We start from the raw sequence: 10,617 nt of genomic DNA, 5'->3' as shown, positions 1-10,617 counted from the left end.
CTCGGCTGCCGCTTCGCCGTTCCCAAAGCACGACACATTCCCTGGTTGCCAGACCTCGTCATCGCAGCTCAGGCATAAATGCCCCGGGATCTGCCCCGGTTACGTCTGCTCGATCGCGAGCGTTCGCGCGCCTCCAATCATGGCGTGGGTTCGATTCGTGGCCCCAGAACGCGAACGACGCGAAAGTGCGCGCAGTCAACAGTTCGAGCAGTAGCGGCGAGAGCATCGCATTGCCGTCCCTGCCGTCTTTGCCCTGTTTCGACGCGGATCAACTTGCGCGCGTTGTCCACGGGAATCGACGAAGATCCATGCTATATTCGCTTCAGGAGTACTTCCGCAAAGGAGGCAGACCATGTCTGACGACAGATTCGAGAAAGGTTCCATCGCGCAGCAGCAGCGATCCCTATCGAGGTGGGATAATGAAGGCGGCGCGCCAGGGCCTTCTCCAATCCATAAGCACCTCGATCTGCCCGAGCTGAAGAATGCCGAGCTGGTGCAGCTTCGTGTCCGCGTAATTGCGCTGGAAAACCTTTTGTTGGCGCTGCTTGCGCAGGGCCCGGATCGGCAACTCGATGCCGCACGCGAACTCGCAAATTACATTTCACCCCGGCCAGGGTCCACCGAGCATCCACTGACAGTGCAAGCAGCGAAGCACATGACTGATCTTGTGGAACGGGCCTTGCATTTTCGGGGCACTCCGCCGTCGTGAGCGCCAGTGACGAAGAGCCCCACTCAGCTCTGCTGAATGAACCTCAGGTGCCAGGGTGATTTCGCGCCGGGAACGGCAACATTGTCGGCGGAAGACGTCGGGCGCGTCCGCAATGCCCGCGCGACACCAAGCCATTGGTCGGGGCCTGTTACTATCTGGCGAACCTTGGATGGAAGGTCCGCGAAAATTCCTTGATGGCGAGTCTCCCGAGCTGCCGTTTTGGAGCGGCACAACCGCACCACCCATTCCTGATAGCCCCGCCTGGACATGAGGCTATACTACGGCTCGCGACATGATCGGCTTTGCTAACACACTACAATGTGAGCGTTTGGTATCCAAGACATTGCTCGACCAAGCAACGTCTCCGCAGAACCTGTTCCAGCGCGGTCATGCCGGTGGGAATGGTCGGGAGGGCGGCGTCGCCAGCGCAAGCAGATTGCCATCGGGATCACGCACCTGCGCCAGCGTCGAGTAATCCCCCTCAATGTCGTCCCCGAGTACGATCCCCAGGCCCTTCAGTCTGCGGCGCTCGGCCGCGACATCGTCGACGTACAGGAACATGGCGCTCCGGCCGGCTATCTCGGCGTCGGTTGAAAGTGCCAGCCCACCTTGTTCGAAGAGCTCCCACTGCACCAACCTGTCCATCGGCCGGTTGTCCGGCCCACGACCGAGCAGATTGGTATACCAGGATTCGGCTGCCCCAAGGTCTGCGACAAGGAACGCGGTGTAGACCTTTTGCAGGTTCATCGTTCGTCTCCGGGGCAGGATACGGTGTGAACTCCTGCTCGACCGGCAAGGTTCCCCTGGCATATGGAGCGGTTGTACGATCGGATGTTCTGAACGACTGTCCAAATCTTATCGCCTATGCGGCTCGCGCCTTCAGGCGTGCCTTCGTTGCCCAGCTCGGTTTTTTTCGCCGCATCCAGCGGTTGAACAGCGTTCAATTCGGCAAGAGCCGGCGAGTGGTATAATTGCTACGAGGCGACACTCGTGGATCATCTGCCGGATGTCTTTTGATCCGCCAGCGCAGCTTCTGCGATGGCGGACCTGCCGCCGTTCCGACTGCCACGATTCAGGCCCGCAGCGCCTCGGCGCACCACATGAACCACCGGCAGCTATCAGGCAGCCCAATTTTGACCCGAATGGCGGCGCTGTTGGCGGAAACGGCTATGGCTCCGCTATTGAGCGGGCATCGTGCCGGGGCGCAGGAAAGCAAACATGTGGCCTACGTAGTCCGCCTTGCCGAGGTCAATCCCCTCGGCACGAAGGATTGCGTAGGTGGTCATCACGTGAAAATAGAATTGAGGCAACGCCCAGTCGCGAGCGTATTGCTCGGCCGTGAGATCGAAAACCATGCCAATTGGTAGCGCATGCGCGATCGGAGTTCCCGGGTCCACTTCGAGCGCGTTCGACGCGGCCGCCTGCACGAGCGCCACCGTTTCGGCGATTCTCGCCCGCGCGTCGGCGATTGAGCCGGGGTGCTCGGCTGCATTGCGGCCCTCGTTCAGCAGGAAATCTATCGACGGCGGGAACGACCGCCCTTGTAGCCTGGATACGCCCTCCTGGGCCTGCACACACGCGAAGCGTATCTGCGTGGACAGGGGAAGCATGTCAGGAGCGAGGCGCGAGGACAGGAGTGCCACGGCTTTGCCTTCGGGCGTCTGCGCCTCGGCCTTGTCAAGCCAGGCTGAAAGCGCCTTCAGCATCTGCACGTAAGTCGGCACGAGAACATCCAGCAGCTTCACGACGTTTCCTTTCGATGGCCAATGTGGCCTTGTTGCTCCAATTGGCCCTCTAACAGAGCGCGGCAAATCAACGCTGCGCTTCAACCGCGCAAGGTGGAGGCAGGACACCGCTTACGACAATGACGACTTCGTCTTGGTCCTTCTTGTTCGAACTCGACACCGAGAACCATACACCGTCGCCTACTGGTTCCGCCGTCGCGCCGCACGCCATAGTCCGCGCATCCCTCGGGGGAGCGTTGGTCCAGCCAAGGGTTCGAATGCCTCGTCACCACATTCTGGGTCGAGGAATTCGTTCTTCGCCAGTGTGCTTTCGAGCTTGTTCGGCTCTTCAGGTTCAAACGGAATCAATTTACGCCCTTCTCCGGTCAGTTCCTCAATCGCGAGAATATACGAACCCCTTCGTTGAACCCGCTCGCGCAGAAGGTTGACCGTGGTTCCGAGGTGCTCGGAGAGCAGGTCGAAAAGAACGTCGGCGATCTGTTCACTGGCACCCCGGTTAGTCTCAAGAGCAGTGTCGATGGTGAGATCGCACTCGCTGTCGAGACCCATCGATCGATTATTGAAGTTAGCCGATCCAACACGGATCAGCTGATCATCGACAATGAGGATCTTGGCGTGAACATAGATGTCGGCGCCCTCATCAGTCACGGGAGTGAATATCCTGAATCGCCGCCGATGATCGGCCATCTCGATCATCTCGAGCAGTTCTGCGCGAGCAGGGCTCATTACCTCCTCATCCAGCCAACCTTCACCAGTCCGGGGGTTGACGATGATAATCTCAGGAGGATCGGGTTCAGCCAGTCGCTCCACGATAGCAGCTACGATCACCCGCGACGCGAAGTACTGGTTTTCAGCATAGATGAGCTTTTTAGCGCGCCGGATCTGATCGAGGAACAGCGCTTGGATCTCACGGATCGGGGCTTGTTCGTCGAGGGCTCCGCGGGTTCGCGAAATTGCCACATCAACATCCTTGAATCCGGGTGCAAGATCCTTTGGCCAGGCAGGGTAAGATGCTGTGGGAACCGGGATGGGCTTGCCGCCGGCGGCCTCCCAGCGATCCCGCGCCAGTTCGCCCAGCGCCGACGCGACCGCACCGTCGATCGCCATCGTCGCATCGTGCCACGGCCCATATGGACGGTGAGTGGTCGGCCTTTTGCGGCCCGGATCATGGTCACGGTGCTCGCGGGTATCCCACCGATCGACGGTCATGTCGATGCCGCCGCAGAATGCGAGCCGATCATCGATAACCAGAATCTTCTGGTGATGGCTAGCGCCCGCGGCGTGAGCCCCATCGAGCTTGAAGTGGACATCGCCGCCAAGTGCCCAGCGAGCAATCCGGAAAAGCGTCGTGCCGCGCCCCAAGAGCTTTATGGCGCCGATATCCCATTTGAGGATATAGACCTCGAGCCCCTTTCGCCGCTTCGGCAAACAGCTGATGAACGAGCCCAGTTCGACCGGAAGCCCGTCGCCGCATTCGCGCATGAGACTAATACGAGTATCGAAGTCCCAGCCGATGATGAGCACCTGCTCGCGTGCCTCGAGCATCGCCTGGCGGGCCAATCGGAAGTAGTCCGCCGCATCAACAATGAGGGCGGCTCGATTCGCCCGCTCGATGCGCCAGCAATTCTCTCCGGTTTGCAGCACGGGCGCTCCCTGCCTGTTGGTCGATGTCAGGTGTCTGACCGACCGCACCTGAATGTGAGTGCGCCCGACGCCATCGGAACGCAAGAGGGGCTGCTCCGTTTTGGATCGCATGCCTCGTGACGATCTAGAGCATTCGCGTAGACGAATTCTGGCGGCGTGGGCCGTTCACCTGCTGACGGCCTCGGGCGCTCTGTGGGCCTTGCTGGCGCTCAATGCACTTTGGCACGACGATTGGCGGGAAGTGCTGTTCTGGCTCTTCATCGCGCTCGTAGTCGACGCGGTGGACGGCACGCTCGCACGAGCGATGCAAGTGAGCGACTATGCGCCTCGCGTCGATGGAGCTTCGCTCGACCTTGTCGTCGATTATCTGAACTATGTCCTCGTGCCGGCCATGCTCATCTGGCAGTCCCAACTGCTGCCCGAAAGCGTGGCCCTGCCCCTTTCCGCCTTGATCCTGATATCATCCCTCTATGTGTTCGTGCGGCGCGACATGAAAACGACCGACGGATACTTCCGGGGGTTCCCTGCACTGTGGAACGTGGTTGCGGCATACCTCCTGTTGATCGATCTTCACGAATGGGTACGTGCCTGTGTTGTCACCCTTCTGGCGCTCGCCTCCTTTGCGCCCATCTTCGTTGTCCATCCCTTTCGCACGCGAGACTTCCCGCTTGCTGCACGCTCGCTGGCGATCGGGTGGGGGCTCTTTACCTTCGCCCTGCTGCTGCCGAACCTTGCGGACACCGCACGGCGACTTACGCTGGCGGGTTCGATTGGTTGCTTGACGGGTTTAGCCCTGATGGGTGTTCGCCGGTCGTTTCGCCCACCACCAGTGAACTGAACGCCTGGTAACCCGTGGCCAAGTGACGTGCCGCCGCCCAGCCGCCATAGTTGTTTCGGACGTAGCTTGCCGTCTTCGGCGGGTCGCACCCTTGGCTGATGCGAGGGGCTCGACCACGAACGGGCGGCATCAGCTTCGACCTGTCCAGGGCAGTTTCTCAGCTTTCCGCGTGTTGGCGAGAAGTTCCCCCTCGTTACCGGCTCGGTCTTCTCAGCTCCGGGATTCGCTTGGCCGCGCTCGACGGACCATCCGGCGTGCCACCCCAAGTTAACGGAAAATTTTTTTTGAAATCATAGCTTAGCGAAAAGGTCGCCAAGGACAATCGATGCTCCGAGTATATTCATGCATCGCGCAGGATCATAATCTGCTGCTTGTTGTCGTTGCGGGCATCATTTGCCTGCTCGCCGTTTTCACTGCTTTCTCTGCCTCTCTTCGCGCGGCCCAGATAGCGTCGCGCCGGGCGGTCTATGTTGTCACGGCGGCGCTGGTATCGGGTCTCGGTATCTGGGCAACGCACTTCATTGCAATGCTGGCCTACGAGCCGGGACTGACAATTGCCTATGACATTCCGAAAACGCTTCTCTCAGCGCTAACGGCCGTTGTCATTTCCGGGGCGGGCTGGACCGTCGCCCTGCGCGAGCGGCCGGCTATGGCGCCGCTGGGCGGTGCAATCATTGGCACGGGCATCGCGGCGATGCACTACCTGGGAATGTCAGCCGTTCAGCTCAACGGCGAGATCCTGTGGGACGATAACCTGGTCATCGTTTCGGGCGGTCTCGGCGTGGGCCTGGCGGCTTGCGCGGTGTGGCTTCACCGACGGAAGCCAAAGGATCCCAACTTCGCAGCGAGCTTCCTTCTCGCTCTCGCAATCTGCAGCCTGCATTTCACCGGAATGGCTGCAGTGACGATCTATCCCCACCAGGGCATCGACGTCGCACCGCAATCAATCGACAGCCAGGCGCTGGCAGTCATCATCACCCTCGCCACGCTCGTAATGCTGGGGCTGGGCGCCGGTATCGTTCTATTCGATCGAAAGCTCGCCGCGAACCAACTCGCTGAGGCGCAGCAGAGTGAAGCACTCGCGGCCGAAATCCTGCGCGGCGCCTCGGAACGGGAGCGCCTGACTGCCGAGCTCAAGCGCCAGGTGGAAATCAGCAAGGCGGCGCTCGACAACATGGCCCAGGGCTTGTCGATGTATGACGCTGACGATCGCCTCGTCGTCATCAATCGCCGTCATGCAGAACTGTACGACCTGCTGGATGAACCGCTCGAGCCCGGAACTCCATTTGCGGAGGTTTCAAAGCGGATGACGTCCCTTGGCGTGGTCCGGCGAACCGTAGTGTCTTCACTCGATACAAAAGTCGACGAGGCGCGCCGCGTCGTGCGGCATGAGTTGCACATGCCGGATGGACGAATCATCGAGTTTCACCGATGCTCTCTTCCCGGCGGCGGCTGGGTAGCGACGCACGACGACGTAACCGAAGCACGAGCGGCGAACCAGCAGATCGCCTACCTCGCCGCGCACGATACGCTCACCGGCCTTCCAAACCGGGCGACCTTTTTCTCGCAACTCGATGTCTACGCGAAAAGGGGACAACATTTCGCTGTCCACACGATCGACCTGGATCGCTTCAAGGAAGTGAACGACACACTGGGCCACCCCCTGGGCGATGAAATACTGAAAGGTGCCGCTGCTAGACTGCGCGAACTGACGGGCAAGCAGGATGTTGTCACTCGCCTCGGCGGCGATGAGTTTGCGGTGATGCAAATCGACATCGCCAGCTCCACCCCCGCCGAACTCGCCGGCCGGATTGTCGAGAGGCTGAGCGAGCCTTTCGAATTCGAAGGGCACACGATCGTGATCGGCGCCAGCGTCGGCATCAGCGTGGCTCCGACGGACGGCGCCGATGCCGAAGAACTTCTGAAGTTGAGCGATCTTGCCCTTTATAGTGCCAAGAACGAAAGCCGTGGCACCTATCGCTTCTTCGAACGCGGTATGGATTCACGGCTGTGCGCGCGCCGTCAGTTGGAGGAAGACCTCAGGGTGGCGATCCGGGAAGGTCAGTTCGAAGTGCACTATCAGCCCTTGCTCGACGCGAGCACGGGAACAATTCGCTGCTGCGAAGCCCTGGTTCGCTGGCGGCATCCGTCGCGCGGACTCGTCGCGCCGGCAGATTTCATCGCGACGGCGGAAGACAGTGGGCTGATTATTCCCATTGGCGAATGGGTATTGCGTCAGGCTTGCCAAGACGCTGCGACCTGGCCGGCCGACGTGAGAGTAGCGGTGAATGTGTCGCCCGCGCAGTTCAAGCGCGGCGATCTTATCGCCATGACCGTGAGCGCACTGAGCGCTGCAGGCCTCGAGCCAACGCGTCTCGAACTCGAGATCACCGAAGCAGTGCTGCTGCATGACGAGACATGGGTTCTTTCCGCGCTCAAACAACTCACGGCGCTCGGCGTGCGCATTGTCATGGATGATTTCGGTACAGGATATTCAAGCCTCAACTATCTTCGGAGGTTTCCCTTCAACAAGATCAAGATCGATCGAAGTTTCGTCGCCGATCTCGTCGACACACCGGACGCATTTTCGATCATTCAGGCAACAATCCTGCTGTCGCAGAAGCTTGGTATGGAAGTCACCGCAGAAGGGGTGGAAACGCCGGAGCAAATGCAGATCCTGACCGACGAAGGCTGCACGCAGATTCAAGGCTACCATGTCAGCCGTCCCGTGCCGGCTGCCGGCATCGCCGGATTGCTGGACGTCTACAACTTTGAATGCAGGTCCCGCGCTCAATCTGCGGGCTGATCGTGACGGTCGATGCCCATGCCGAGGCCATGGCGGATTGCGAGACCTACATAAACGCCGATGCGCCCGGCCGCTTGTAGCGGCCGAGCCAGGCCCGCTGCCGCTCTCATCCAGATCGCCCTTCGACAAACAGGGCTTCTGCGCATGCCAAGGATCTCTCCCACAGGCGTAGCCCCAGAGGCAGTTCTCCCGCGCCGGCCCAACACTGGCGCGAGCGGCGGCGATCCCCTAACAATCAAGCCGGACCACTCGGTGGGGCGGGTCAGAGCGCTGCAATACAGAAAGGTGATGCCATGGATACCGAAGAGCGGTTTACCGCGCTCGAGACGCGGCTGCGCGCGGCAGAGGATCAATTGGAGATCCTTCGCCTGCTGAACACATACGGCCCTGCCGTCGACAGCGGATCGGCACAGGCGGCGGCTGATCTGTGGGTCGAAGACGGGATTTACGACGCGGGGGGAGTGACCCGGTTCACGCCCGAGGCGCTCGTTACGATGTACAATGACGAAGGGCATCAAGGCCTCGTACACACCGGGTCATCTCACCTCACCGCAACCCCACGGATCGAGGTCAACGGGGATCATGCAGAAGCGGTTGCCTATTCATTCGTTGTGGTGAAGCGCGGAGAGGAATGGTTCATTATGCGTGGTGCGATCAACCACTGGCAGCTCGTCCGAACGGCTCGAGGATGGAGGATCAAGGAGCGTTTCAATCGTGTCCTCGATGGCACGGCGGAGTCACATGACGTCATGCGGCGTGCACTCTCCTACTGAGACTTTAGAGTCGGCTTCGTAATTCACGGTAACCGCGCCAGTCTGGGGATTCGAGCGCCGCGTCGACATCCTTGGCGAACCGGCGATTTCGGTTCATCCATGCGAAGAGGCGTTCGACGACCCGCCATCGTGGCAAATCGAAACCGGCCTGCCCCGTGACCTGTTGACGATGTCGGTCTCCAAGCACTCTAACTGCTCCCGACTTTCTGGCCTGAATTGAGACATCGCGAGGTAAATGCGAATGACGGACAAGACATACCGCGTCATCCAGTGGGCGACCGGAAAGGTCGGCACGATCGCGCTGCGCCACTTCATTGAAAACCCAATCTTCGAGTTGGCAGGTGTGCTGGTCACGGATGCGAGCAAGGCGGGGAAGGATGCCGGCGAGATCGCCGGAACGGGCTCGACCGGTATCCTCGCCACAGATGATGTGGAGACGATCATCGCTACTCGCGCTGATTGCGTGCACTTCGCACCCGCCCGCCAGGACATCGAGATGGTCTGCCGCCTGCTGCGTTCCGGCAAGAACGTCGTGTCGGCACTCGGGCCGTTCTATCCCACGGATCGCTGCCGAGCAGACCTGGAGGCTATCGAGGCGGCATGTCGGGACGGTGCAACCAGCTTTCACGGCTTCGGCATTCATCCGGGATTCGCCGGAGACATCCTGCCGCTCACCCTTATGCGCGTCATGGAGCGGGTCGATCACATTCACATCTACGAGGTGGTCGATCAGCTCGCGAACCCATCCAACTACATCGAAATCATGGGTTTCGGCCGGGACTGCGAGGAGCTGCTGGCCAGTCCAAGCCGCCAGCCGGAAGCACCCTACTTTTTCGCACAGTCGATGGCTCTCGTCGCCGAGAGCATGGGCAGAACCATAGACAACCTGACCACCAAGCTCGAGGTTGTTTCTGCGAAGAGGGACATTCCTTACCCAGGGGGCGTGGTGAAGGCAGGTACCGTGGCCGGTCAGCACTACGAATGGACCGGATGGTACCGGGGGGCACCGCTGATCACCTACCACTTCTACTGGAAAATGGGCGATCAGGACCTTAGCGAGAAGTGGAGTTGCGGAGATACCGGGTACCGGATTGTGATCGAAGGCAATCCGCCAATGGAGCTGACGATGCCTGAGCCGAAAACCACGGAGGGGGGCGTTCGCTACATCAGCCTTTGGACAGCAATGGCGGGAGTGAACGCGATCCCGGCCCTGTGCGAAGCGCCGCCAGGCTTCGCATCGCATCGCGAACTCGGCGTGTTTGGGCCGCAAGGGCTGACCGGAAGACGACCGGCTCAATCGGGGACATTCAGCTCGCCGGAGTTGGAACCATGATCGACCTCTATGGCATTTCCAGTCCAAACGTCTTGAAGGTCATCATCATGTTGGAGGAGACGGGCCTGACCTACGACCTCCACCGGATCGATATCTGGGCGGCCGACCAGTTCACCGATGAATTCAAGGCGCTGAACCCCAACAGCAAGGTGCCGGTGATCGTCGACCACGACGGTTTGGGGGGCCAACCCGTGACCCTCTTCGAATCCGGCGCGATCCTGTTCTACCTGGCCGAAAAGCTGCAGGCCTTCCTGCCCTCCACCCCCCAGGATCGCTATGCAACCATGCAGTGGCTCATGCTGCAGATGGGCACGATCGGCCCGATGTTCGGCCAGGCCACGCACTTCCGAAGCTCGGCGCCCGCGGGCCAGGAATATTCGCTCAGCCGCTACACCACCGAGGTTCACCGGCTTTACGACGTGCTGGAAGCAAGGTTGTCGCAAGCCGATTACCTGGGCGGCGAGGACTATACGATCGCCGACATGGCCACTTGGCCTTGGGCTGCCATGTACCACGAGCAGAACGGCGTCGAGTTGTCCCGAATCCCCGCCGTAAAGCGCTGGATCGAGACTATCGCTGCCCGGCCGGCGGTCGTGCGGGCCCATCAGGACTGGCCGAGTCTCGTGGCTTACGCGCTCGAACGACGCGCGAGCGCCGACCCTGACAAGCGCGACCGCCTGCACGGCCGCGGCCGCTATGCCCGGGGGCCCAGGCCTTAGGTCGGCCGGCGGCGTGTTCCACTCGGTGCCGGCGGGAATTCGAGCGCATG

9 protein-coding genes are annotated in these 10,617 nt (G+C 60.7%); 6 read left to right on the top strand and 3 right to left on the bottom strand.

Annotation, left to right across the window (positions count from 1 at the left end):
- The first annotated feature begins 352 nt into the window (after nt 1-352).
- Nucleotides 353-709: a hypothetical protein gene (locus tag IEX32_RS17700; RefSeq protein WP_188772875.1), complete on the top strand. Its 357-nt coding sequence runs from the start codon at nt 353-355 to the stop codon at nt 707-709.
- Nucleotides 710-1,096: 387 nt separating this feature from the next.
- Here IEX32_RS17700 and IEX32_RS17695 read toward each other — a convergent pair whose 3' ends face one another.
- The 3 genes from IEX32_RS17695 to IEX32_RS17685 form a co-directional block, all read right to left on the bottom strand.
- Entirely contained in the window at nt 1,097-1,456 is a 360-nt protein-coding gene (locus IEX32_RS17695; protein WP_188772874.1) for a VOC family protein, read from the bottom strand.
- A gap of 431 nt (nt 1,457-1,887) precedes the next feature.
- The gene (locus IEX32_RS17690) at nt 1,888-2,454 is read right to left on the bottom strand and encodes a DUF1993 domain-containing protein (RefSeq protein ID WP_188772873.1); all 567 of its coding nucleotides are present in this window, start codon (nt 2,452-2,454) and stop codon (nt 1,888-1,890) included.
- A 180-nt stretch (nt 2,455-2,634) separates the two neighbouring features.
- The gene (locus IEX32_RS17685; RefSeq protein WP_229736468.1) at nt 2,635-4,098 is read right to left on the bottom strand and encodes a phospholipase D-like domain-containing protein; all 1,464 of its coding nucleotides are present in this window, start codon (nt 4,096-4,098) and stop codon (nt 2,635-2,637) included.
- Between the two features lie 109 nt (nt 4,099-4,207).
- Between IEX32_RS17685 and IEX32_RS17680 the strand changes: the two genes are divergently transcribed.
- The 5 genes from IEX32_RS17680 (at nt 4,208) to IEX32_RS17660 (ending at nt 10,567) form a co-directional block, all read left to right on the top strand.
- Nucleotides 4,208-4,936: a CDP-alcohol phosphatidyltransferase family protein gene (locus IEX32_RS17680; RefSeq protein WP_188772871.1), complete on the top strand. Its 729-nt coding sequence runs from the start codon at nt 4,208-4,210 to the stop codon at nt 4,934-4,936.
- A 325-nt stretch (nt 4,937-5,261) separates the two neighbouring features.
- Entirely contained in the window at nt 5,262-7,742 is a 2,481-nt protein-coding gene (locus IEX32_RS17675) for a bifunctional diguanylate cyclase/phosphodiesterase (protein WP_188772870.1), read from the top strand.
- Between the two features lie 293 nt (nt 7,743-8,035).
- Nucleotides 8,036-8,515, top strand: coding sequence for a nuclear transport factor 2 family protein (locus IEX32_RS17670; protein WP_188772869.1), 480 nt, complete (start codon nt 8,036-8,038; stop codon nt 8,513-8,515).
- Between the two features lie 241 nt (nt 8,516-8,756).
- Nucleotides 8,757-9,848, top strand: coding sequence for an NAD(P)H-dependent amine dehydrogenase family protein (locus IEX32_RS17665; RefSeq protein ID WP_188772868.1), 1,092 nt, complete (start codon nt 8,757-8,759; stop codon nt 9,846-9,848).
- Nucleotides 9,845-10,567: a glutathione binding-like protein gene (locus tag IEX32_RS17660; RefSeq protein ID WP_188772867.1), complete on the top strand. Its 723-nt coding sequence runs from the start codon at nt 9,845-9,847 to the stop codon at nt 10,565-10,567. The genes IEX32_RS17665 and IEX32_RS17660 overlap by 4 nt, the downstream gene beginning before the upstream one ends.
- Nucleotides 10,568-10,617 lie beyond the last annotated feature (50 nt).

The organism is Novosphingobium endophyticum (genome assembly GCF_014640675.1).
Classification (GTDB): domain Bacteria; phylum Pseudomonadota; class Alphaproteobacteria; order Sphingomonadales; family Sphingomonadaceae; genus Novosphingobium; species Novosphingobium endophyticum.
This window is presented reverse-complemented; position numbering and strand designations above follow the sequence as displayed.